The 24,602-nt window shown below is 69.3% G+C and carries 12 protein-coding genes, 1 pseudogene and 1 CRISPR repeat array (1 of these 14 only partly in view); of the genes and pseudogenes, 8 read left to right on the forward strand and 5 right to left on the reverse strand.

The window, feature by feature from the left end; genetic code table 11:
* Nucleotides 1-13: 13 nt before the first annotated feature.
* The 3 genes from AC5L3C_RS37525 to AC5L3C_RS37535 form a co-directional block, all read right to left on the reverse strand.
* Nucleotides 14-508, reverse strand: a complete 495-nt coding sequence (locus tag AC5L3C_RS37525; RefSeq protein WP_493653668.1) for an SMI1/KNR4 family protein — start codon at nt 506-508, stop codon at nt 14-16.
* Nucleotides 505-7,470 (reverse strand): HNH/ENDO VII family nuclease, encoded by a 6,966-nt coding sequence (locus AC5L3C_RS37530; protein ID WP_493653670.1) that lies wholly within the window; start codon nt 7,468-7,470, stop codon nt 505-507. The genes AC5L3C_RS37525 and AC5L3C_RS37530 overlap by 4 nt, the downstream gene beginning before the upstream one ends.
* Before the next feature lie 129 nt (nt 7,471-7,599).
* Nucleotides 7,600-11,259: a LamG domain-containing protein gene (locus tag AC5L3C_RS37535; RefSeq protein ID WP_493653672.1), complete on the reverse strand. Its 3,660-nt coding sequence runs from the start codon at nt 11,257-11,259 to the stop codon at nt 7,600-7,602.
* 961 nt (nt 11,260-12,220) lie between these two features.
* Between AC5L3C_RS37535 and AC5L3C_RS37540 the strand changes: the two genes are divergently transcribed.
* The 4 genes from AC5L3C_RS37540 (at nt 12,221) to AC5L3C_RS37555 (ending at nt 15,446) form a co-directional block, all read left to right on the forward strand.
* Nucleotides 12,221-12,643: a hypothetical protein gene (locus AC5L3C_RS37540; RefSeq protein WP_493653673.1), complete on the forward strand. Its 423-nt coding sequence runs from the start codon at nt 12,221-12,223 to the stop codon at nt 12,641-12,643.
* Nucleotides 12,640-14,199 (forward strand): hypothetical protein, encoded by a 1,560-nt coding sequence (locus AC5L3C_RS37545; RefSeq protein WP_493653674.1) that lies wholly within the window; start codon nt 12,640-12,642, stop codon nt 14,197-14,199. The genes AC5L3C_RS37540 and AC5L3C_RS37545 overlap by 4 nt, the downstream gene beginning before the upstream one ends.
* A 167-nt stretch (nt 14,200-14,366) precedes the next feature.
* A complete protein-coding gene (locus AC5L3C_RS37550; RefSeq protein ID WP_493653675.1) occupies nt 14,367-15,125 on the forward strand; it encodes a hypothetical protein in 759 nt (252 codons plus the stop codon).
* A 12-nt stretch (nt 15,126-15,137) separates the two neighbouring features.
* Nucleotides 15,138-15,446 carry a hypothetical protein gene (locus AC5L3C_RS37555; RefSeq protein ID WP_493653677.1) on the forward strand — a complete coding sequence of 103 codons (309 nt, stop codon included), beginning with the start codon at nt 15,138-15,140 and terminating at the stop codon, nt 15,444-15,446.
* A gap of 103 nt (nt 15,447-15,549) precedes the next feature.
* On the opposite strand, the gene AC5L3C_RS37560 is transcribed toward AC5L3C_RS37555, so the two are convergent.
* Complete coding sequence (locus AC5L3C_RS37560) at nt 15,550-16,926, reverse strand: NsdA family TPR-like regulatory protein (RefSeq protein WP_493653678.1); 1,377 nt, start codon at nt 16,924-16,926, stop codon at nt 15,550-15,552.
* A gap of 153 nt (nt 16,927-17,079) precedes the next feature.
* Between AC5L3C_RS37560 and AC5L3C_RS37565 the strand changes: the two genes are divergently transcribed.
* From AC5L3C_RS37565 to AC5L3C_RS37580, 4 genes and pseudogenes are all read left to right on the forward strand, one after another.
* Nucleotides 17,080-17,208, forward strand: coding sequence for a hypothetical protein (locus AC5L3C_RS37565; protein ID WP_281404299.1), 129 nt, complete (start codon nt 17,080-17,082; stop codon nt 17,206-17,208).
* A gap of 169 nt (nt 17,209-17,377) precedes the next feature.
* Nucleotides 17,378-18,892, forward strand: coding sequence for an asparagine synthase-related protein (locus tag AC5L3C_RS37570; protein ID WP_493653679.1), 1,515 nt, complete (start codon nt 17,378-17,380; stop codon nt 18,890-18,892).
* A gap of 67 nt (nt 18,893-18,959) precedes the next feature.
* Nucleotides 18,960-20,849: an ABC transporter ATP-binding protein gene (locus tag AC5L3C_RS37575; RefSeq protein ID WP_493653681.1), complete on the forward strand. Its 1,890-nt coding sequence runs from the start codon at nt 18,960-18,962 to the stop codon at nt 20,847-20,849.
* A 451-nt stretch (nt 20,850-21,300) separates the two neighbouring features.
* Nucleotides 21,301-22,770 (forward strand): annotated as a pseudogene (locus tag AC5L3C_RS37580) (NF041680 family putative transposase); the annotation flags it as partial.
* A 108-nt stretch (nt 22,771-22,878) separates the two neighbouring features.
* On the opposite strand, the gene AC5L3C_RS37585 reads toward AC5L3C_RS37580, so the two are convergent.
* Complete coding sequence (locus AC5L3C_RS37585) at nt 22,879-23,661, reverse strand: phosphotransferase enzyme family protein (RefSeq protein WP_493653682.1); 783 nt, start codon at nt 23,659-23,661, stop codon at nt 22,879-22,881.
* A gap of 448 nt (nt 23,662-24,109) precedes the next feature.
* Nucleotides 24,110-24,602: direct repeats of the CRISPR family, unit length 29 nt; unit sequence CTGCTCCCCGCACCCGCGGGGATGGTCCC; it runs 1,490 nt beyond the window's last position.

A 24,602-nucleotide genomic window follows, 5' to 3' on the forward strand; every position in this document is an offset into this window, starting at 1 on the left:
CTGATTTTCAGCTTCAGTCGGACTCTCGCCAGCGCGTTACAGCGCGCTGGCACAGCGCGAACGCGAAGGACCCGAAATCATCCCCGAGCCTCTCCATGCTCTCGCGGTCCACAACTCCGGGATTCCAGACGAGGACGGGATACTCGCCTTCCTGATTCACTTGAGAAGAATCGAGGACAACCAGTCCACCCATTCCGTCAAACATCGCAACAATCAGATCGGATGGCATTCCGTACTGACTGCGAGCATCCAGGGTTTCCGCTACGGAGCCCAATAGTTTCTCCCCCATGGCGGGCGTCTGATATACGCCAAGAAATTCTTCACCAGCGATATCCCAGGTTCCGAACTCTTCGATCAGACGGCGGTACGAGGGAGGGAAAGTCAAACCCAGATCATTCTCGGCGGCGGCCATCCTACCTGCGTCACAGCCGTCGGAGTGGTTCGCGATGTCATCATTCCCGCAAACCAGCTCGATCAGTCGCTCACTCGCCTCGACAGCGTTCATCATCCACCAAATCCTGCCGCTCGGTCCTTCCAGTACTGGGATTTCCAGGCGTTGAAGGCATCTCGATCGATTCCGCTGGGGATCTTGGTGCCCGCCTTCCAGTGCAGCTGATTATAGTTCCCGAAGTGCATCGAGTGTGTCACCTCGGCAATCGGCCCATCCTGCGTTTGGAGCATGTGATGGAGGTTCATCGGGTTTCCGTCCGGGCCCATCGGGGCGAGGCCCTGCTTCATTCTCTTGAGATTGCTTCGACCGTACTTGTCCGCAGGCGAAACAAAGCTCGGATTCACCAGATCATCCCGCTGATAAATGCGCTGGCCATTGTAGTCGGTCCGCGACCAGAACTGGCAGTTTGAGTTGTGAACGAGTACCGGCGTGTCACCCGCCAGCACATAGTACGTGTGAAGGTCGTCGATGGTGAGGTTGTAGGTGCGGGCGTGCTTGGTGTACTTGCGGTTTGCGGTGACGATGACGGTGCTGCCGTCGTCGGTGAGCAGGGTCATACCGGGTGTGAGTGCGCCGGCTTCGACCCAGTCGTCTTCGGAGGGTGACCAGAAGGGGTGTTCGTAGGTTGCTGTGAGCTGTTCGATCCCGTCTTCGGTAGCGATGGACAGCTCGTTGAAGTGCTTGTCGTCTTCCGTGCGGATGAGGCGGGTGACTTCTCGCGGTTCTGACTCGCCGGTTGCCGGGTCGGTCGCGATTACTTCATCACCAAGGCTGACGTCCTCGATGTTCTTGGTACTTCCATCCGCCATGAGGACGTCGGTGCCAGCGAGGAAGCACTTGCAGCCGCTTGGGGACCGGCCTTTGTTTCCGGACCGTCCCGCATATTCCTGTGCCGCTATCAGGAAAGACGCCGCCATCTCCCGGCCGACGCTGTAGCCGTCGGGGCAACCCTTGCCATAGACCTCGCGGCATGCGAAGTTCTTTGCTTTGTAAAGGTACGAATTGACCACCGACTGCGACAAGTCGCTGTAACAGCCGAAGTTGCCCATGTAGCAGCCGTCGACCAGATGCTGCTTGAACACCTTCGCCAGCTTCGGAAGGTCGTCCCAAGACGCCGGTACGGACAATCCTGGATTGAGCGCAACCCTTCCGTCGCCATTCTTGTCGTAACCGGAGGATTCGGGAGGCGTCCAGCCGGAGGTATTCCGGTAGTGCTTTGTGAAGGCCTTCGTGAGGCTCTTCTTCTCCTCCTTGGTTCCCCAGTCCAGCTCGGGACAGACGATGGGATCACAGCTCCCGCCGCGCGGCAGAGCGTTGATCAGTCCTGTGGGGTCGCTGATCGTGAGCGGGTTGTTGTTGCCGTAGCTGTACCCGTTGAGCGACAGAACGTCTGCCGTGTTGAGGATGGGGTCGACGCTGAGGAATTGGCCGATGGTGGGGTCGTATTCGCGGGCGCCGATGTGGGTGAGGCCGGTGCCTTCGTCACGGGTTTTGCCGAGGAATCCCTTGTCGTCGGGCCAGGGGCCGTACTGGGTTTTGCCGCGGTCAGCGCCGAAGGGGGTGGTGTAGCGCTTGGTGAAGGTGAGGGTGCTGTCGCGGTTGATGGCCAGGTGGGAGGTGCCGTGGTGGTCGCTGACGAGGTAGGTGACCTTGGTGGTGCCGGTCTGGTTGGAGCGCATGGCGGCGGTGATGCCGCCTGCGGCGTAGTAGCGCTGGGCCCAGGTGGTGCCGTCGGTGCGGAGGTGGAGTTCGGTGGCGCCGGCGTAGAGGACTCGTTCGCCGTTCTCGGTGGTGCGGATCAGGAGGGTTCCGTCGGCGCCGTAGAGGTAGTCGGTGGACTGGTCGTCCTGGGTGAGGCGGGTGAGTTTTCCTTCTTCGGACCAGGTCAGGTTCTGGGTGGTGTCAGTGGCTGTGCCGGGACGCTGGGTGGTGTTGCCGGTGGTGTCGTAGGTGTAGGTGCGTTCCGGGGTGGTGCAGTCGGTGCCGGTGGTGGTGCCGGTAAGGGTGTGGGGCTGGTTGCTGTTGGTGTAGCAGTAGGTGGTTTCGACAGTGTTGCTGCTGGTGTGCTGGGTTTCGGTGGTGCGCTGGCCTGCGGTGTTGTAGGTGTAGCTGGTCCAGTAGGGGGCCGGGCCCGACAGCGCCGTGGCGGTGGGGGCGTCGGTGCACTTCTGGGAGGTGGGTGTCCATGCTTCGGTCAGGCGCTGGTGGGCGTCGTAGGTGAAGCACTGAGCATCGGCGCTGCTGGTGCCGCCGAGGGTGGTGGCGTCGCGGATCCCGGTGACGTTGCCGGTCTGGTCGTAGGTGTAGGTGAGGTCCTGGGGCCGATAAGGGTGGATCTCGTCCTGGACGTAGCTGTGGGTCAGGCGGCCGGTGCCGGTTTCGAACTTGTTGGCGATGTAGACGCTGGTGTCGCCGGTGCCCAGGGTCAGGGTTTGCGGTTCGGCCAGGGCGGAGTAGTCGATGTCGGTGAGGTAGCTGCCGATCGAGGTCAAATTGCCCAGGCGGTCGTACTTGTACGAGGTCTGCTCGTCGGACAGGCCGCCGAGCGCGGGCTCCCGGGTGCTCTGCACCGCGCCGGGGATGTTGTAGGCCGTCTCGAACTCGAGCACGGCGGGCTGTCCGGCCTTGACGAACGGGTCGGAGTCGGGCAGGCGCAGTTCGGTTCGGGTGGCGCGGCCGAGGGTGTCGTGGGCGGTGACGGCCTGGGTGTAGGCGTCGCCGTTCTTGCCGCCGATGTAGCGGGTGGAGGTGGCGGGCCGGCCCTTGAGGAGGGTGTCGTAGGTGTAGCCGGTGAGCTGGTTGGCGTCGGTCTTGGCGCCGGCCCAGGTGCCGGTGGGGCGGCCGAGTTCGTCGTAGGCGCTCAGGACCGACTTGCCGCGGGAGTCGGTGGTCTTGATGACCTGGTCGAGGGCGTTGTACTGGGTGGTGGCTGTGCCCTTGTCGGGGTCGTCGGCGCTGGTCTGTCGGCCGAACAGGTCGTAGCCGTAGGACCAGGTGGCCCCGTCGGGGCCGGTGATGGTGCGCTGTCGGCCGTCGAGGGCGTAGGTGAACTTGGTGGAGGTGTAGGCGGCTCCGGGGCCGGTGCCGAAGTCGGCGTCAGCCGGGTTCACGGCCGCGTAGGAGCGGGTTTCGGTGGTGCGGCCGCGGATGTCGGTGATGGTGCGCTGTGCGGAGCCTCCGTCGAGGGCGGTGGTGGCGGTGGAGTCGCCGGTGTAGCTGGTGGTGGTGGCCCACTTCTTGATGCCGTTGATGTACAGGGTGCTGGTGGTGGGCCGGCCGGCACCGTCGAAGACGGTTTCCGTCTGCTGGGGCGCGCGGCCGTATTCGGCGCGGGTGTAGGTGCCGTCGGGTGTACTGGTGGTGTCGAAGATGTCCGCGTAGGTCTCGTAGGCCAGGCCGCGGGTGTCGTACCGGGTGTCGGTCAGCAGCCGCCCGCCCTCGGGTGTCGGCGACTGGGTCTGCAGCGGCCGCAGGAGCGAGTCGTAGAGGCTGTAGCTGGTGTTGTAGGTCTCGCCGTCGTTGGTGACCGTGGAGGACGACACCCAGGACGGCTTGCTGTTGTCCAGGTGGTAGGCGAACTTGGCGCTCGGGCCCTGGCTGCCGCTGGAGCGGTTGGGCAGCCACACACCGGTGAGCCGGCCGAGCGCGTCGTAGTGCTGCTCGGTCTTCTTGGAGTTGATGTCGTAGCTGCGCAGTGGCAGGCCGCGGCGGGGGTCGAGGAAGCTGACTGAGCGGTAGCCCTTGGGGTCGGTCGTGAGCGTTCGGGTGAGGGGGCCTGCGTCGGCGGGAGTGTAGGCGGTGGAGGTGGTGTGGCCGGCGGTGTCGGTGACGGTGAGGGGGCGGCCGAGGGTGTCGTACGTGGTGGTGGCGGTGGTCTGCCAGCCGGAGGGCAGGCGCTGGCCGTCGCTTGCGGGGCCGGTGGCGTAGCCGGTGGCGCGGCCGGTCCAGGTGACCTGGCCCTTGGTGGGTTTCTGGGTGGCCAGCCAGGTGGTGGCGTTGGCCGTGTCGTAGACGGCGGCGGTGTCGGCCAGGACGTCGCCGGTGGTGCTGCTGTCGGTGGGCAGGTTCAGGCTTGCGTCGGTTACCGAGCACTGCTTGGCGACGGTGCGGGTGCGGGAGACGAGGCTGGTGATGCCTGCGTCGGGGTTGCGGGCGTACCAGGTGCGGGTACAGGTTTCGTCGCCGCCCAGGCCTCTTTGGCCGTAGTCGTCGACGCTGCTGACCATGCCGAGGTCGTCGTGGTGCCGGGTGGTGACGTGGGTGCGCCAGGTCTTGGAGCCGGTGAGGTAGGTGCTGGTGTAGGTCGTGGTGCCGCGGGCCCACAGAGCGGTGTGGTCGGCGGCGTCCGGGACCGTCTGTGTGGCGGTGTTCTTGTAGGTGTAGTTGTGGACGGTGCTGCTGATGGGCTGGCTGCCGTTGTACGTGACCTGCTGGCGCAGCATTCCCTTGTACTGATTGCTGTCGGTGACGGCGGGGACGTCGGCGTCGGTGTCGAGGAGCGGCTCGATGCTGACGGACTTGGTGCCGTTCTTGTTCTTGTCGCCGTGCATGCCCTGGAGGTAGAGCGAGACGGTCTTGGAGCGAGTGGTGCCGGCGGCGCCGGTGTAGGCGGTGACCTGGCGGTAGCCGCGCCAGTCCGACCAGGTCCGCTCGTCCTTCGGGGTGAAGGGATCGTCGTTGTGGTGCCAGGCCGCGCCGCTGTAGGAGTAGGCGTGTTCGACGGCGGGGTTGGCGGCGGTCGGGTCGTGTACGCCGACGGCGGTGACGCGGTACTTGTGGAACCAGTCGATCGCCGCGTTCTCGGCGCCGTTGATGTGCCAGTACTGCGGGTAGCAGGAGCGGGTGTTGGTGTCCGGCGCCGCGTCCAGGACCTCGCTGCGCACGCATTCCGGCGAGGAGAGCGTGACCTCGGTGATCGCGCCGGTCTCGGAGGTGACGGTGGAGATGCGGGGGCGGGTCAGGGGGAGAATGTCGTCGGTGGCGTCGACCCGGTTGGGCCGCATCTGATAGGTGAAGGTGATGGGGTCGACCGTGATGGCTGTGGCGCCGGCTTTCGCGGTCCGCTTCAGTGACGTGAGGGTGAGGACCTGGTCGGAGCTGTCGCCGATGTCACCGCCGTCCAGGTACTTCTGACTCAGGGCCCAGGAGTCCACCGGGTCGTAGACGCTGCTGGTGGCGTTGTAGGTGAAGGTGTTGATGCCGGTCAGCCGCTTGCGGGTGAAGAACGAGGTGCCGGCCGCATTGCATTCGTCGTCGTCCTTGGAACAGATCGCGTCGAACGGCACGTCGGGCCAGTTCTCCGCGGTGTCCTTGGTCAGGCTGTCGCAGTCGGAGGCGGTGCAGCGCTCGGCGTAGGCGAAGGTGACTTTGGCGTCGGCCTTGTCGGTGAACAGGGAGTCCTTGCGCAGGCCGTACTCGATGCGGTTGAGGTAGCCGCCGCGAATGTAGGATGTGCCGGCTTTGGTGGCCTTGTTCTTCTTGTAGTAGTTCGATTCCTTGGTGTACCAGTACGTGGACGCGTTGCCGCGGGTGTCTTCGACGTAGTCGAGGTTCCAGCGCCAGGCCTGGGTCAGGGCGCGGTCGGCGAAAGTGTCACCGGCGCTGTGGCCGGGTTCGCCGGAGTCGTCGCCGAAGACGGGGACGGTCCAGGTGGAGTTGGTGCGCTGGGTGCCGGCGCCGTCGAGCTTGTTCAGGCCGAAGACGTACGTGGTGCCGTCGCCGGTGATGACGGTCCAGTACTCGCCGTTGTCGTCACCGTTGTCCGCGCCGGTGGAGCGCGTCACCGTGGAGGCGTCATCGTCCTCCAGGTGCCACGTGCCGCTGTCGTCGTCCTTGACCAGACGGGTCGACCTGCCGTTGAGGACCAGGCTGGCGTTGTCGTACCTCCAGCACTGGTCGAACACGTCGTCGTGACCGTCCTCGTCACAGGAGCCGTACGTGCGGGTGATGTAGGACTCGGTGAGAGTGAAGCCCTCGCCGACCGTGGTGGTCTGGTTGTTGGTCGTGGCGGTGCGGCCGTCGACGCTGCCCGAGTCGTAGGACAGGGACAGCGGCGGCACGGGGCCGGCCGCGGCGGGCGGCAGGGTGAAGTCGTGGGACCAGGAGAAGGAGCCGGAGCTGCCGCCGGCCTGCCAGGACGAGGACTCCGACAGCTTCGTCGCCGAATAGTCGCCCGCGCCCTTGGGGGACTGACCCGACCCCGCGGAGGCCGCGGTCACCGCCAGCACCGTTGCCTCCGGCGCGGCACTGCCTGCCTCGCCCAGCAACTGGGTGGACGCGCCGCCCTGGGCCGCCTGCGGGAGAGCGACCTGCGCCGAGACGGTCTGATGCTCGAGGTCGTTCTCCGACGGCAGCGGCGTCTGCTCACGGCACTCCGCCTTGTGCGGGGTCGTCAGCGCACAGGTCGGCAGCTGGACAAGGCGCAGGCGCTGGGACCAGCCGCCGCCGACGGCCGAGGCGAACGAGGAGTAGTCGACGCTCAGGGCGGCCGAACCCGGCGACTGGGCCGCCGCCGTCAGCAGGATGCCGGTGACGCCTGCCTTGAGGGCTGCCTCCTGGTCCAGGACGGTGACCCGCGCGTCACCGGCTGCCGCCGCAGAGGCGGCCGAGGAACGCTGTTCGGTGGCGGACGTTGTCGGCCTCAGGGTGACGGGGACACCGGCCGGTTCGGCGGTGCGCTGCGTGCCGGGCTCGAGGGTGAGAGACGCCGTGCCGTTCTTGGGCCAGTCGGCTTTCCGCTCCTTACTCGCCTGCTCGGCCTGGGCGGTGTTGGCCTTGCGGTCCTTGGCGACCTTGGCACGGGCCCGTTTCGCGCCGGGCCCGTCGAACTCCTTGACCTTGGTCACCGATGTCCCGGGCACATCGGGGCGTCCCAGGCCGTCTGCCTCGACGGCCTGCGCCGCCTGGGCCAGGCCGGTGGGCGCGACGAGTGCCAGAGCCAGCGACTGCGCCAGCAGCCGGCCCACTCTGCGCCGAGCCCCCTCCCCACGTCGCCTTGAGGTGCCTATGCCAAAGACCATGGTTCCCGCCCCACCCAGTTCCTGAATCTCGAGAGTTCTGCACATTGGTCGCAGCCCGCCGCCGGGTCTGCCACGTTTCCCGTCCGGTGAGGACACCCGCGCCAGTGGCTGTCCTCACCGGACGCCTTGTCAGTCGCCCACGGTTTCGCCGAGCTGCTCCTCGGTGGCCATCGCGCCCGCCCAGACACGTGCCTCGGCCACGCTGACCGGCAGATAGTGCTGCCAGGTGTCCTTCGAGAAGCTCTTGCCGAGGGTGAACTCCCCCGTTCCTGCCTTTGCCGTGAAGGCCTGCGGATCCCCGTTGACGTTGCGGCTCAGGTAGAGACTGATCTCGTCCGTCCGGGCGTCGAAGACACCGGTCAGCCGGACCATGCCGTCCATCACCGCTGCCTCACTGGACGCAACCGCGCTGAAGCTGCCATCGGCATTGAGACGGCCGAAGCGCCAAAACCCCTCCGGAACGGTCTTCTCCTCGAGAGTCTCCTCATCGAGCACAGTCGTGCTGCCGGTCCGCTCGTACCAGATGCCCCAGGCCGAGCCATCCACGGCACGCTGGCCGAGAATCTGGCCGGTGTAGCCGACCGGCTTGGCCAGAAGCCTGCCCGAGTCGAGCGCGGCTAGCGTGGTGACGGTGAACGATCCGGTGCCGTCGACCACCGGTCCCGCGGTCGCGGCCGAGTCGTCCGTGCCGTCGAACACCATCGCCTCGCCGTTGAGGACCGCACCGCCGGACAGGGACAGCGACCGGCCGTAGCCGGACGTGGTGTCCGGGACGGTGCTGCCGCTGCCGCGGTCGGCCGACCAGTCGGCGACCAGTTCCACCGCCGCACGGTCCGGTGAGTTCATCAGCCGGGCCTCGTCGGCGATCAGGTCGCCGGTCAGGGCCTGCTGCCAGACGGTGACCTCGTCGATGGAGCCGGCGAAGTAGTCGGTGTAAGCGTCCCGCCACAGAACGCGGCCGATCTGCAGCGGGCCCTCGGCCGCCCAGGCCGCGGACACCGTGTCAGTGCCCTGCAGGCTGCCGTTCACATACAGGCGGAGCTGCTTCGCGGAGGCGTCGTAGACGGCCGCGAGGTGAGTCCACACGCCGCGTGCTGCCGGCTGTGTGGCCGTCACCCTCTGCTCAGTGATGTTGCCGCCCGCATCATCAGTGGGTGAGGTGCTCAGCGTCCACGTCTTCTCCGCCTCCCGGTAGGTGAGGTAGAAGCCGCTGTAGAAGCCGCCGTTCTGGCCCAGGACGGTCTGGTTCTGCGCCACGCCCGGTTTGAGCATCGCCCAGGCGGAGACCGTGTAGGAAGCTCGGGTGTCCACTACCGAGGCGCTGGTGGCGGCGTAGCCGGTGGTGCCGTCCAGGACAAGACCCTTGTCCGTGACCGGGGCCTGGAGCGGGTTGTCGTCGGCGTCGTGGGTGATCACACCGCGGCGGCCGCGGTCATCCCGGGCTGCTTGTCCGTTCAGGGCCGCATCGTCACGGCCGTCCACGGTGGCCGAATCGACCGCCGCCCCGGAGGCTTCGTCGAAGTGGTAGCGGCCGACCGGGGCCTCACCGGAGTCCACGAGGAAGTCGGTGACGGACTGCTCGCCCCAGCCGAGGCTGTCCTTGGCCCGCACGTACACGCGGTACAGGCCACCTCGGGTCGGTGTGACCTTCGCCGTGGCGGTGGCGCCCACCAGGTCGGGCGACCACGCCGCAGACGAGGACAGCTTGTACTGGTAGGCGGTGTTCGTATCGCCCGTGGCGGGCTGGAACGTGAACGATGCCGGCACGCCCGGGCCGCCGCCTGCCACGCAGGCGGCGCTGGTGCACTTGGTGTAGGGGCTTGCGACGGTGACCTGCGGGGCCTTGGGCGGCTTGGAGTCGACCCGGAAGTAGCAGTAGCCGTCGGAAGCGGCGCTGCTGAGGTGGTCGGCCCCGTAGTAGGACCAGGTCCACGCGTGGTAGCGGTAGAGCTTTCCGTCGGCCAGTTTCGACCACGTCAGCGACAGGGCCCGCCCGTCGCCGGCATAACCGGTCGAGGGGCGCAGGGAGCCGTTGCCCGGGCTGACGTCCGTCCACGTCTTGTCGGCGTTCTGCACATCGACGTCGAAGTAGACCCGCAGCTGGGCGTCGCTCTCCCCGCCCCGCTTCGTCTGGGCGGTCGCCTTCAGCAGAGGGGTGGGGTCGGACACGATTGCCGGGTCACTCTGACTGCGTTCGCACACCGGAGTCGCGCTCGTCCCGCCGCCCTGCAGGCCGACACCGGTGGGCTTGTCCGGTAGGCCCACGAAGTCCACCGCCAGCACCGCGTCGTTCTTGAACCGCTTCCAGGCGGACGTGTCCGACTCGTCGTGCGCGCGGACCTCGAGGGTCAGACGGGAGAACTTGCCGGCCGCGAAGTTGCTCACCGTGGCAGTGAGGTTCTCGTTCGACTCCTCAGGATTGTCGTTGAACTCGATCGGCGCATCCGGCGAGTCGGGGTCACACAGGGAACCGCGACCGGCCGAGACGTACCGGTCGCCCATCCAGTCCAGTTCCTTCGGACGCGAGGACCACGTGGTGGACGACGAGATGTTGTTGGTGCGGACCAGATCCACCCAGCGCGGATCGCACTGGAATGCCCACGGTTCCGTGATACGGAAGGTGGCGTCCAAAACCTTCTTGCCCTTGAGGCTGGCCGGGGAGAACTCGAAGTAGAGCCTCTGCACATAGCCCGGACCGCAGTAATAGCCGTTCCACGTACCACACTTGCCGGCGCCCTTGCCCCGGCCGTCGTCGCCGTTGCCCCAGCCGTAGGACTCATAACCGTCGCTGCGCAGCAGCGTGCGTTCCGACTCGCCCCAGGTCACGGTGGGGTCGATGAACAGGGGGAACGCCGAGTCGTCGGTGGCGTTCAGCATCTGCTCATCCGGGATGACGGACAGGGTTTCGGCGCCGACCTCGACGTCCATCCGGGCCACTGTGTCTCCCTGGCCCGGCTCCAGGCCCGATCCCGACGGAGCAGTCTCCGAGGGGTCCGCGGGCTCGCCCGACTGGGCGCCGTCCGGGGTGCTGGAGTCGTTCGCGGTACCGGGCCCGTTCAGCAGCTGCGGCTGCGTCCCGCCCGCGGTGTTCCGGCCCGCGGAGTCCCACATCCGCGCCGGAGGCGCCTTGAACACGGTGGTGCCGTTGCCGTCGACCGCGGCCAGGTTGCCGGCCGCACCCTCACGGACGGTCAGATTGCTGGTATCCAGGCCGAAGGTGAGCTTCTTCAGCTCCTCACCGGCTGCCGCCTCGGGCGTTTTCACCACCAGCACGTGCTGGAAGCTTTCCGAGGTTGCTGTGACCTGCAGGTCGACGTCCGGCAGCACCTCCGGATAGACGGCACTGGCTCCCTCCAGGCGCGGGGCGGGCAGGGCACCGGGCCAGTCCAGGGTGAGAGACCGGCCCGCGTCCTCGATCCGCGCCAGCGGGCCGGTGTCACCACCGCCGGAAAACGTCATCCGGACTGCGGCCCCCTTCGGGCCCACGGTGCCGTCCGACCGCTTCTCCAGCGTCGGGTCCGGCGCCCCCCAGCCGCCGCCGGTTACCGGAACACGCACCGGTACCACCGACTCCTCGAGCGTGAACGTGGCACCGTCCGGGTTCGCGAACACCGTGGTCCGCTCCGTACGCTCCCCTGTCACCTCCACCCGCTGACCGGAGGCAAGCGCCTGCTCAAGAGCCCGCTGCCCCTCGGGCAACGCCGGGGCGGCAGGGCCGTCATCAGCCGCATGTGCCACCGGGCCAGGGACGACAGAAACGATCACGGCCGCACACACCGCTGCCGTCATACCCGCGGAGATGCGGGGCCCGCGTCTTCCGCCCGATCCTCCCGCACGGCCCAGCGACCCGGGCAGCGCCCCTTGCCCACCCCGAAACCGGGTCCACATCTTCGCCCCACCCCACCCACAAGATTCACAAAATCGCCAGGAGTAACTAACGCCCCGACGGAACGTCAGGTCAACGGGCAGTAAACGGACATCAGCACGTCAAGCTCCGGAAGAGCCGCGTGAGGAAGGCAACGTTTAGGCAGGGTTGTACGTCACAAGATCACAGTCTGATATCTGAAGCAGCACGCCAGGATCAACTACGGCGTCCACTGCACGGCGGGCGCGTGATGCCGTCATGCCGCGGAGTGAACCCAGTTGGAACCTCATCTGCCGCCAAACGCAGGTGCGTGCCAGGCTGGGCGGCCATTGGCCCCAGCGGGCCCTGCCGAATGGCCGGCCGCCGAAGTATGAGTGGCCGGCGGTCAGGACCATGCCTCCGGCGGGGGATCGGCCGGCACCGGGATGGCGGGAGCGCCGTCGCCGGCCGCGGGTACGTAGGGGTGCGCGGGGGACTCCCATCCCGTCCGCCGCCGACCCAGGCAGAGCCGAGCAGACGCGGCCCCTGGCGTCCAGGTCGTTCGTACAGTGGCGCGCTCCACCTGGACGCCAGGAACCACGCCTGCTCCACGGTGTGTGGGTCGACGGCGGACGGGATGGGAGCCGGGGGCAGTGGTGGCGAAGGGAGGGAAGGACGGTGACGGGTGCGGTGCCGGCCATGAAAAGCAGCGGTGCCGCCGAGGCGCGCGGAACGGCAGTCCGGGACAGCAACCGGTCGTGCGCCCGCACCCCTCATCCGCGTGGTTTCGCGCTCCGCCGGTGATCCACAGTCCGCGGCCGTCGTTGACGTGAAGTGGGACCCTCGCGGGAAGCCGCGCCGCCGTACCGGCGGTGCAGGGCGAGGCCGACAGGAGGAATCACAGCGATGACGCAGCCGACCATCACCGACCTCGACACCGCTCTGGACACCGACGAAGCCGACGCCGTGTGCTCCGCCGCCTGGGACGCATTCGACATCGTGGGCCGGCTGGCGGACGCCCTTGCCCTCGAGGAGGGCAGCGACGAGATGCAGGCCATGCTCACCGGCATCAAATGCGCGGAAGGACGCCGTCTGCTGCCGCCACCTGAGAACGGCCGGCCTCGGGAGACTCCGACTCCCTGCTCCGGACGAGCCGGGCTCGAGCCGTTCGAGGCGCTTCTGCGCCACGTCGGCGTGGCCCTTCGCCGACTGGCTTCCGCATCCGAAGCCGCCGGCGACGCGGAGCAGCTCAACCTCGTGGCCGATCACGCGTCGACCGCAGCTGACCTCCTCATCAGCGTGCGACAGGACGGTGACGGAGCCTCATGACCGTCACGCTCGGAGAGCTCTACGAGGTCGTGCACCACCGCCTTGAACAGGTCACGTCCGTGAGTCTGCCCCGGGACGATCCCTTCGCGCACGCTCTCGCGCTCAAGCAGCTCGACACACTGATCGGGCATGTGCATCACCTGCTTCGCCGGCCGGAAGACCGGATCGACGCCGCGGCCGACGACACCTTCCGTCACCTCCACCACGCTCGGAGGGCGCTGGAGGGCGCATCCCGCTGGCTGCCGCCGGTCGCCTCGGGCAGTACGGCGAACGACGGCCCTTTGGGTGCCGCGGTGGTGGCCAGTGGGGCGGTCATCGACCTGATCCGCGGTCACCGCGACGGTACGGGCGCTCCCGTCACCCCGTACGCGCTCGCTTTCACCACACGCTCCGCACAGGCGTACCACCTGCGCCACGCCTCCCTAACCCTCCACTCCGTGAGCCGGATCGTCCACGTCGTGAGTCAGAACCTCGGCAACTGGCAGGCGTCGGTCAGGCTCCAGACCGCCCAGGCTTCCCTGCAGTACGCGTCGGTCCAGGCTCGGCATTCCAGCGCCGATGCGGACACGGCGCTGGCGGTCTTTCCTCAGGCCTTGCCACTCACCCCGGTCCCTGCCCTCCCCGGCGATCCGCTCGCCCAGGCCGCCGGCCGGATCCGGGACGACTGCGAGCAGCTCTCCCGCGTCGCCTACGAGACTCTGCACGGCCGTTCCGCGCAGCCTCTCAGCGGATCCGACCTGCAGTTGATCACCCGTTGGCGGTCCCTGGGCACCATGCTCGCCGGGCGGCTCCTGCTGCAGGTGGCCACCGAGGCACCGACCGGGGCGGGCACCTCACTCAGAAGCTGCGCGGACCGCCTCCGGAGCGCCGCCCGCGTGTGGAGAGACGTCCAGGAGCGGTGGGACCGCGTCGTCGACGTGGACGATCCGCGGATCCGTCCTCGGCTTCCCCGGCCGAGCTACGACATGGTGAGACGGGGCGAGATCTCCCGCATGCCGCAGGCCACGGGCCTGCATCCGGGCGTGGAGATCGCGCGTGCGTCAGTCCTTCGCGCGGGACGGCTGCTGTTCGGCGGGGACTGGGACCCCGACTCAGGAGGAGGCCCTCCCCGCGCAAGGCCCGCGGCGGACATCCTGGCCGACTCGGGCGGCGTCGCCGAACTGGCCCAGACCGTGTACAGCCTCACCGTCGCCGACTGGCGGATCGCGGTGTCCGCCCCCCGGGCCGTGACGACCATCGAGCACCGCCTCCTCACCGACGTTCCCGAACACCGCCCAGCCGGCCACCCGTACCGCTTCTACCCACTGCTCAACCATCAGTTCGAGCGCCTCCGCACCTCGTTCCACCAGGTCTGCGCTGCTCAGCAGGCCGTGGCGCAGATGCTGCTGGTCACGGCTCCCGCCATCGGCATGGACACCAGCCGTGCCGTCCTGGACGCTGCGGCCCACCGGCACATCACTGCCCAGGCCTGGGCCCCGCTTCCTGCCCCAAGCCCCGCGGTCCGCGGACCCGTCACATCCCCGTCGGCCACGTGGGGGAGGGGCGCCCGGGTCTGAACCGAGCTCCGACTCGCGAGCTGCGGTACCGACCGGGTGCGTTGCTGCTTCAGCGGCGGCAACCTGTCACGCCGCCAAGGCTCTGCTGACCAACGGCCCATCAAAATGCGCTGGGTGGACCTTTCCCCGCCCGACCTGGCGTTGGTATATCTGGACCGCAGGAGGGGGTGGCCGGCCACTTCCGTCGTGCCGGAAGGTCAGGCATTTTGAATACCGCGCCCCTATGCGGTTACTGCCGCCAGATCGTCGAACTCCGGAGCGGAATCATCGTTCCGCATTGGCGAGAGGATTTCTCTTCCTCCCTGTGCCCCGCGTCCTACCGAGATTCCACTCGTGTCCGCTGGCTGAGGGGTGAAGAGCTCGAGCGTCACGAGCTCCGGCAGGCAGGGATGGTCACCCGTCGCCGTCAGCAGCTTCGCGCCACTCACGATGCTGCCCGCCGCGCCCTGAACCCCTACGACGACGACCCGGTCCCGGCTCCGGCAGTGCTGCCCCTGCACGAAGGCCGCCGCTACGTGGCCGTCATGCTTCCCGGCTCGGGGCCGGCGGACGTGTGGCTTCCGGACAAGACCCGAGGGGAGCAGCGGCGTTTCATCGGCCGTTTCCTGCCGAGCACGCACGGCCTCAAGTGGAACGAGAAGCGTGGGTGCTGGAGTGTGCCTACTCGTCACTTCCTCGAGCTTGCCCGGCACCTGCTGCGCTACAACCAGGTGATCATGCTGGGGCGCGAATTCAACCCGCACGAGAGATGCAACGGGGCTTGCCGCCACGCGACAGGCCCCGACTGCCAGTGCTCATGCCGGGCGAAGTATCACGGTCGTGGGAAGTGGAAGGCAGGGTGGATCGAGGTGAACGAGTTCGACACCGAATACCGCGGTGACTCCTGGCACTGGACCATCTTCACCCGCGATTCCCGCAGGCGGTGACCCGCGGCATCCTTGCCCGGTCTGGACGACACCCTGGAGACCCTGGGCTGGAAGACCGGCACCGAGATGAACCGCGCCATCCGCCCCCTCCGGGGAGGGACCGCCCGTCACGCCGATGGCCAGCTGACCGCCACCCTGCCCGGCGGCACCAGGTACGCAGGCCCCCTGCCGCCCCTGGCCGACGTCCCCGACCGGTTCCGCCTGGCCCGCTCCCGTGGCTTCATCATGAACGTGGCTGGTACAGGCGTGATGCCTGCCGGACACGGCTTCTTCATGAATGCCGAACGCGTCCGCTACACCGCCGTCCCCTTTGCCGGCTGACCGGTCTCCGGTTTGCCGGCTGACCGGTCTCCGGCGCCCACGACCGCGACCCGGCCCACCAGCAAGGCCAGAAGGCTGGGCGGTCGAGGACGCGTCGGCCCGGTCAGCGGTGGTGGTCGATGAAGACGCGGGCGCGCTCGTCGAGCTCAGCTGCGGCCCGAACGCCCCGGGCCCGGTACGGGCGCAGGTCGGAGCGGAGGGAGCGGACGGCCTTGAGGGTACGGGTGGACTTCACCCCGGCCATGGTGTCGATCGCGCGGCCCCAGGTGGTGCACGCCTGCTCGATACTGCCCTGTTTGGCCTGCTGCTCGGCCTGCGCGACCTGGTCGAGGGCGATGATCCGCGCGTACGTCGCCCCGGGCCGGCTGGCCGCTGCCGTCGCGTACTGGTGGGCGGCGTTCGGGCGGTCGCCGAGCGTCTCGAAGACCTTCGCCGTACGGGAGTGGACGGTGGCCGCCGGCGGGCCCCACACCAGCGCCCAGAACGGCACCTCGTCCCCGGCGCCGGCCGCCAGCGCGGTCTCGGCGAGCTGGACGTCGTCGAGGGCATGCCGGGTCTGGCCGGTCTTGGCGAGCGCGTGCGCGTGTGTGACGGCGAACAGGGCCTCGACCTGCCGGCCGACGCGGCCCCTGGCGCGGTCCCAGCCGGTCTCGGCGAGGGCCAGGCAGTGCTCGGGCCGGTGCAGCTTCATGCCCTGCTGGGACATCGTGCGCATCACGAAGCCGTCCTGTCCGGCGACGCCGGAGGCCCGCGCGAGGGCGAGGGACTGGAGGTAGTACCGCTGGGCGAGGCCCTGTTCGCCGCTGTCGTACGCCTTCCAGCCGCACAGGTGGGCCGCTGCAGAGGCGACCGAGAGCGCCTCGGCGCGTACGTCGTCGCCGGCGAACCTGCCCCGGCACAGACCGGCGACATCGGTAACGAGGTATTGCACGAAGGCGGAGCGACCGTGCTGTCCGCCGTGGCGTTCGTCCATGTCCATGAAGAGCTTCACCATGTCGCGGACCGAGGCCACGTCTGCGTGGCCGACGACTCCGCCGCCGATGACCGTGCGGGTGCGGGCGGCGGCTTCCTGGACGGTCTGGAGCGGGAGGGCCGCCGCGGCCATGGAGTAGGCGGAGGCGGCCAGGAATCGGCGGCGGTTCACGTCGGCCTCCCCGATGGCGGTGAGCGTTTCGATGGGATCGAAGTCCAGCGTCAGCCCGATGCTGTCATCTGCACCACCACGGGGGGAACCGAGTCCGAGGTCTTCGCGCGTGATCCGGCGCCCCAGGCGGCGGGACAGCGCCTCGGCCAGGTACCCCGGTGTCGCCCCGGACGGTTCGGCGCCCTGCACCCAGTGGTGGACGGCCGACTTGTTGGTGCCCAGTCGTTGGCCGCTCTCCGACGCCACCGCCTTCACGGCGCGGGCGACGCCGTCGTACGGCAGCCCGGACTCGTCGATGAGTGCTTTGAGCTGGTGGTTCGCAGTGCGCTGGGTCATGGCGTCCTGCCCTCGTATACCCGATATACGGTTCCGCGCGCTCGACACGGTACCCGCCAACCCCCCTGCCCTGTTCACTGATTGATGAAGCTCGATGACGCTCCGTCAACGGGTTCGGTCGAGGAAGAAGCTGAGAAGAAGAAGGGGTTCGCCATGAAGGACCAGACGCGTCCGTGGGAGTCCGTGTTCGCCGGACCGGAGATCACCGCCGCGCCGGGTGACACCGCCCGCTACGACGACAAGGCCGCCGAGACCTCGGACCAGGGCCGCTTCGAGGACTGACCCGGCACCGCCCGTCCAGCACCACCAGTGTCACCGGGGCCCGCGCCCGGCCGAGAGCCGCGCGGGCCCCGTCGTATGTCCGGCGAGAAGGGAGAACCCAGAAATGTTGACGTGCTCGGTGAACTTACGGACCGACGGCTCAGGGCCGTGGGAATGGCGAGGCGAGGAAGTGGGATGGGGGCGCGGCGCGGACCGCATCCGGCCGCTGGACCACCCGGCGCTTCAGGCGCGGGCGGTCACGGACGGCACCCGCACGCTGCTCGTTGTACGGGAGCGCGCCGCCGGCCGCCCCTCGCTGCTGCGCTCGGTCTCCCCGGCCCGCGTGGACACCGCGGTGTACGGCCGCGCGCTGAAGGAGTGCCAGGACTGGCCGCTCCAGGGCATCTGGATCGAGGCCGGCCCGGAAGGGCTCCGGGTCCGGACGGGGCTCGGCGGGGTGTGCCCGCTGTACCTCACCCACGACGCCGGGCGCCTGACCGGCTCGTGGCAGCTGGTGGACCTGCGTGCCCGCCTCGGCGCGGACCGGCTGGAGGAGCGGGAGGTGATGCGGCTGCTGACCGGCTTCCCCCGCTACGGGCACGACACGCTGTTCACCACGGTCAAGCGGCTCTCCGAGCGCTCCATCGCGTACGCGGACGCCGAGGGCCTGCGCCTGGTGTACCCGTCCTCGGCCGAGCACGCCCAGACCTCCGAGCTCGCCGACCACGTCGGTGAGGCCGAACTCGTCGGCGCGTTCGAGGCCCTGACGGACCACGTGTTCGCCAAGCGGCCCGTCGCGGCGGGGCAGACGGCGGCCCAGCTGTCCGGAGGCATGGACTCCACCAATCTCGCCATCTCCCTCGCCCTCGCACACCCCGGGGCGATCACGCCGTGCGCGATGCTCATCGGCGGCGAGGCAGGTCCCCAGCAGGAGGCGCGGCGCCGGGCGGTCATCGAGCAGACCGGCTTCGCCGCCGACGTCACGGTACGGGCGGCCGACCATCCGGTGCTGTCCCCGGGCGGGCTGCGGCGCTCCCGGGCGGATGCGGTCAGTCCGCTGGACGAGCCGCACCTGGAGGCCGCCGACGCGCTCGCCCAGGCCCTGCGCGCCCGCGGCATCCATACGGTTGCGGCAGGGTTCGGCGGTGATGAGGTCGCCCGCACCCGCCGCATCGCCGGCACACCCGCACGGACGCCGGTCGCGCCGTCCTGGTGCGGCGAGCGGGTACGGGACCTGCTGGGCGAGGTGGACAGCGGGATCTCCCCGGCGACCGTGGCACCGGAGACCGCGCTGATCGCCCTGGAGGTCGCCACCCCGCTCATGGCCCGGCGCGGCCTGTGGACGGTCGCCCCGTTCACCGACGTGGACATGGTCCGCTTCGGCCACCGCCTGCCCGTTCAGTGGAAGACGGACAAGCACCTGCTGCGCCGGCGCCTCGCCGCCCGTGGCCTGCCCGAGGACGTGGTGAACCCGCCGCTGCGGGAGAACTTCGGCCATCTGATGAACACCGCTGTGCACCGTCACGCGACCGGGCTGCTCCGCGGCTGGGGCAAGGAGCTCCACCTCATCGAGCAGGGCTTCGTGGACGCCGCGGTGCTGACCGAGGCCGTCGAGCGGGCCGCCCTCTCGCCCGAGGACGCGGCGCCGTTCCGTACGGGCCTGTACCTCATCACCGCCGTCGAGCTGGCCCTGCGGGCGTTGTAGACGGCTCCTCCACCGGCTGGGCGACTTCGGCGCGATCGGCCCCGTACGCCCCGCCGGCCCCGCGAGGATGGGGCGGGTGACCGACTCCTCACCCGCCCCGAAATCCTCCACCGCCCCGCAACAGCAGGTCGGTTACCGCGCCGACCCGCACGCCGAGGACATCGCCACCGCGACCTGGTGGCGGATGGCCTCACGCCTCCCGCACACCCTCGCCGCCGCTGTCCGGCTCGGCTGGGCCGCCGACCGCCCGGCGATGCTGTGGCTGGGCTTCACCCAGCTCGTCGTCGCCGCCTCCGCTGCCGTCGCCCTCGCGGTGCTTCCCGGCGCGATGAACCACCTCTTCAGCGGCGGGGACGTCGCCGAGCGGGTCCAAGCGGCCACGCCCGCGCTCGTGGTCGCCGCCGTGGCCACCGCCGTACGGGCCGGGGCGGACGCGCTCGCCGTCTACGCCGCCGCCCGCCTGGCCCCCGAGGTCGCCACCGAGGCCGACCTCCAGATCCTCGCCGCGGCCCCGCAGGTGGAGCTCGAGGCGTACGACCGGCCCGGGTTCACCGACCGCCTCCAGGCCGCCGGCAAGGGCGCCGAGGCGACCGAGGACCTGATCGGCGACGCACAGGCCATGGTCTCCGCGCTCGCCCAGCTCGTCGCCGCCGCCTCGGTCCTCACCGTGCTGCACCCGCTGCTGCTGCCCCTGCTCCTGCTGGCCGTGGTGCCCAAGGGCGCCGCCGCGGTGACCACCGCGCGCATCAGGCACCGCGCGGACTTCCAGAACATCTCCGACAACCACCTGCGCTACCTGCTGCGGTACTACTCCACCGACCGCCGCACCGCCGCCGAGGTCCGCGCTGCCACCATGTCCGGCTTCCTGACGACCTGGTACCGCCAGATCACCGACCGGATCAAGGCCACCCACCGCGCGGCCGCCCCCCGCGTGCTGCGGGTGACCCTGGCCGGCTCCGCCGCCGGCGGGCTCATGCTCGCCACGACCTGGGCGGCGCTCGGCTGGCTCGCCGCGACCGGGCGGATGGACCTCGCCGTCGCCGCGACCGCCGTCGTCGCCGTACGGACCTCCACCGGGGCGCTGACCTCGCTGGTGATGGCCGCCGCCCGCACCTTCCGCACCTCGCTGTACCTGGAGGACTGGCAGAGTTTCCTGCGCCGCGCGGAGGCCCTGCGCGCCGAGCGCGGTACCCGGGCGATCCCGGCCGGGGCGCCCGCCGAGATCGAGGCGAAGGACATCACGTACGCCTACCCGGGCACCGACATCCCCGCAGTCGACGGCGTCAGCCTCACCCTGCGACGCGGCGAACTGATCGCCCTGGTCGGCGAGAACGGCTCTGGCAAGACCACCCTCTCCCGCCTCCTGACCGGCCTGTACCTGCCCACCACCGGCACGGTGGCCTGGGACGGCACCGATCTCGCCGAGGCCGACCCGACGGGCGTGTGGTCGAAGGTCGGTCTCGTGCCGCAGGACTACACCCGCTGGCCCATGGACCTGCGCGCCAACATCCACCTCGGCCAGCCCCGCGCCGACGACGACACCCTCCTGCTCCAGGCCGCGTGCGCGGCCGGCGCGGACAGCGTCATCGACAAGGCCCCGTACGGGCTCGACACCCTGGTCGCCGGCTCCAACTGGGGCGGCACCGATCTCTCGGGCGGGCAGTGGCAGAGGATCGCGGTCGCTCGCGCGTTCTACCGCGACGCCGCCGTGCTGATGCTCGACGAGCCCACCTCCGCGATGGACCCGCGCGCCGAGCACCTGGTGATCCGCCGGTTCAAGGAGCTCGCCTCGGGCAAGGCAGCCGTGTTCGTCACCCACAACCTCGACAACGCCCGCATCGCGGACCGCATCGTCGTCCTCGACCGCGGCCGGATCGTGGAGACGGGGACGTTCGAGTCCCTGCTGGATGCGGCCGGATTGTTCGCGGAACTCTACAAACTCGCGCAAGACCGGTGAGAGTCCCTGGTCAGCCCGCTAAAGTGTCCGTACTGTCGGCCCCGGCCGCCGCCCTTCCCCGTGGGACGTCGGCCGGGGCCGACTCGTACGCTCCGAAAGCCCGGGCGGAGAGCGCGACGGCCCCCGGGATACCAAGTACACGGCGAACCGGCTGGTGTACGAGCCGCCGGAGAGCTGGTGGAGCCGGTACCGCGCCAACCACTGCCGATGCGGGCAGGACTGGCGGACTGCCCACGCCATCCCCGCAGGCTTCGAGGGGCCGGACCGGCTGCTAGCAGGCCGAGGCCGCGGAAGGCCGAGAACGAGCGCGTCTAAGCTTGTTTTTTAACGACATTGCTGCGCAACCGAGTTGATCGCCTGCTGCTTGGTGAGAGCTGGTGCGACAGCGGTGCGGCCTTGGTGTGATCATGTGCGTTGTCGAGACGCTGTTGATCATGCCAAGGCCGCGAGGGTGAGTCTGCTGCACGATGCTGTTCGCGTCGAGTCCCTGACCGTGTTGTCCCGGTTCCGGACCGACTTCTACGACTGCCTGACCGCTCGCGCGGACGCGTTGTTCGAGCTGACGGATGCGGTGCTGTGCACCGACGGGCCGGTGCGGTCGCTGGTCGACCTCGCGCTGGCGCCCGAGCACCGCCGGGGTCACGGCGCCCTCTATGCCGGTCTCAACTGCGGACGGGTGGATGTCGCCCGGCTGCGGCGTGTCCTGTCCGGGGTGCCGCTGCCGAGGGCGGCGGACGGTCGGCTGGTCCTGGCGGTGGACGTCTCGCCGTGGCTTCGGCCGGACGCCGGGACCGTGCCGGACCGATCGTTCTGCCACACCTACGGCCGCGGCAACGCCAAGCACCAGATGATGCCCGGCTGGCCGTACTCGGTCATCGTCGCGCTGGAGAGCGGCCGCACCTCCTGGTCCGCGTTCCTGGACGCGGTCCGCCTGGCCCCCGGCGCGGACCTGGCCGCGGTCACCGCCGACCAGGTCCGTGAGGTGGCCGAACGGCTCATCACCGCAGGTCAGTGGTCCACCGGTGACCCGGAGATCCTTGTTGTGCTGGACGCCGGCTACGACGCCCCGCGCATCGCCTACCTCCTGTCCGGCCTGCCCGTCGAGATCCTGGGCCGTACCCGATCGGACCGGGTGATGCGACGCCCGGCACCCTCCTGGGAGGAGTTCTACAGGGCCCACCCGAAGGGCGGCCGGATGCCCAAGCACGGAGGGGAGTTCGTCTTCGGCGACCCCGCCACCTGGGGCACCGAGCAGGCCGTCACGGTCACCGGCACCCGCCTCTACGGCAAGGCCACCGCCCAGGCATGGGACCGCCTGCACCCCCGGTTGACCCAGCGGGCCGCGTGGCTGGAGCACGACGGCCCGCTGCCCGTCATCGAGGGCACCGTCATCCGCCTGGCCGTCGAACACCTACCGTCCGGCGGGGTCAACAAGCCCGTCTGGCTGTGGTGGTCGCGCACCGGCGCCACCGAAGCCGACGTCGACCGCTGCTGGCAGGCGTTCCTCCGCCGCTTCGACATCGAGCGCACCTTCCGCATGCTCAAGCAGACCCTCGGCTGGACCCGGCCCCGCCTGCGCGACTCGGCCGCAGCCGACCGCTGGACCCGGCTGCTCATCGCCGCCCATACCCAACTCCGCCTCGCCCGGCCTCTCGCGACCGACCTGCGCCGGCCGTGGGAGAAACCGGCGCCACCGCACAAACTCACCCCCGCCCGGGTCCGGCGCGGGTTCCGGAACCTCCGCACGACGACGGGCACTCCAGCCGGTGCACCGAAACCCACCACACCCGGCCCCGGCCGCCCACCCGGCTCTAAGAACCGCCGACCCGCAACCCGCCACGACGTGGGACGCGTACTCACCGGCAGCGAGGCATACCAACGACCGGCCCACCACAAGGTCGGAACCAAACCCCGACGAACCAGTTCAAAGCTAGGCCGGACCAAATGTTCAGACGAGGTCACGCCAGCGTCTGATGAACGCCCAGGTGAGCGGACGAGTTCGAGCGACCTCAGACCATGAAGAACAAGCTCACCCTGCGAGCAGGGCGTGCACCCACTGGTCTTCGCGTTGCTCGATGTATTCGGCGTCGTTTCGCCAGGCGACACCGTGACCTTCAGCCCACAGCCTTTCCCAGGGATGGACACCTTGGGCTGCCTGGTCTCGCAGGAAGTCGTGCATGGAACGCGTACGGCGCCCCAACATAGGGACCAAACGACGGCGTTCGGACTCATCGAGACCGTAGGCGTCGGCGAAGACTCGCAGCCGGCTCGCCGCGTCCGGGCGCTGCCAGTCCGGATGCGCGGACAGCGGGATGAACCCGTGAACGGCGTAGGCGACATCCCACAGGCGCGAGCCGGGACCTGCACCGTCCCAGTCGATGAAGGCCCACCGCGTCTCGTCCGCGACCACGAGGTTCCAGGGAGCCAGGTCGTTATGGGCGATGATGTCATCGCCCTCAGCGGGGATCGGCGTCTGCCACCGGGCATCGGAAGGCGGCGTGAAGTCCTGCACGGCATCGTGGAAGTCCCGGATCAGCCGTGCAACGCGAGCCAGTTGTCGAGCGGGGCCGACCAGCGAGAACCGGTCGGGCCAGACTACGTCCCCCGGCATGAAGGTCAGGACCTCACGCCCCTGATCGTCAATGCCGAGCGGACGAGGTGCCGCGCCGAATCCCACTTCGTGCAGGTGGGCAAGCAGGGCGTGCACAGCGGGAGTCCATGGTCCGGCCGGACGGCGAACGGTGTCCCCGACGCGAACGACACCCTCACTGACGTTGCCACCGGACAAAGGCTGCTCATCATCGCGCCGCATCGAACCAGTGTGTCGGACCAGCTCGCCATGGTCACCCCAATTTGGGGAGCGTCAGAGTAGGGACGGAGGTTAAAGAACAAGCTAAGTGCCCCGGCGCGAGCGGGCGGAGAAGGCCTTGAGCCGCTCGAGGTGGACACCGGCCAGGGGCCCCTCCTGACAGCCCTCGTCGTGCCCGGCCCCGAGCTTCGGTCAGCGGCCTCTACGGTGCGGGTTGTCCGTACCGGACGGGGCGGCCGCCGCGGACGCGGGCTCGGTGGCGGCCTCGCGGTCCATCTCCCGGCCGACCGACCACGGGGGCACGTCGATGGCGACGGTCCCCGGAGGCGAGTGCCAGTACAAGGCCCCGCGCTACAGTTACGGATTCACAGCACCCATGCCCCATTTGTCGGAGTCTGTAAAAGTCACTGAAAACGCGCCTCTGCGAGCATAGACTCCCAGGTCAAACAGTCTGCTCCCCGCACCCGCGGGGATGGTCCCGTGGCCCGCTTCCACGACATGATCGCCCAGATCTGCTCCCCGCACCCGCGGGGATGGTCCCGGGGGCTGGGACGGGGCGAGCAGCGTCATCGTCTGCTCCCCGCACCCGCGGGGATGGTCCCTCGCCGACTACAACCAGCGCGTCGAGCAGCTCCTGCTCCCCGCACCCGCGGGGATGGTCCCTCCAGGTAACGGCGCTTGATCCGCATGGTGAGCTGCTCCCCGCACCCGCGGGGATGGTCCCCCCCGGGCCGCCCACCACGGGCGGGCGGCTCGCTGCTCCCCGCACCCGCGGGGATGGTCCTGAGTCAGTGGCCACACCCGCTGTGACGGCACTCTGCTCCCCGCACCCGCGGGGATGGTCCCGGGTCGTCTCCACGTCGGTACAGAACAGCGCACTGCTCCCCGCACCCGCGGGGATGGTCCCAGCGCCGTGGCGGTCGCCCAGAAGTTCGTGATCTGCT

This window comes from Streptomyces speibonae, assembly GCF_984686075.1.